This window comes from Tepidiphilus baoligensis, assembly GCF_012911495.1.
In the GTDB taxonomy this organism is placed as follows: Bacteria; Pseudomonadota; Gammaproteobacteria; order Burkholderiales; family Rhodocyclaceae; genus Tepidiphilus; species Tepidiphilus olei.
On record NZ_JAAAUB010000048.1, the window covers coordinates 1 to 337 of the forward strand.

A 337-nucleotide genomic window follows, 5' to 3' on the forward strand; every position below is an offset into this window, starting at 1 on the left:
TGTCTGTGGCAGTTCGGGTGAAGGAGTTGCAGGTTAAAGATTGAGTCCGTTCCACCGAGAGATTTCGGAAGGACGTGATGGATATTCCATCCGGTTTCCTTCGTAATTTTCTCTCCGCATTCCGGACAGTTCCCTTCCTGCATGAGCCAAAGCGTCCGCAGTTTCCTCCTTCCCTTAAGGTCTGCGTACATCATGAACGCAAGACGTTCATCGAAGTACGCGTCCCATTTCGGGTCGTAGGGATTCGCTTCCGCCTTGATCTTGACGTGGCGTCGGATCGGCGTGTCGGCGGCTTTTACCAGCCTCAACACCTTCTCTTCACCCCGTGCATCCTTCA

1 protein-coding gene is annotated in these 337 nt (G+C 53.4%); it reads right to left on the reverse strand.

Going from position 1 to position 337, the window contains the following annotated elements; genetic code table 11:
* On the reverse strand, positions 1 to 337 hold a 337-nt coding region (locus GV368_RS10955; RefSeq protein WP_169116544.1), incomplete at both ends, for an HNH endonuclease.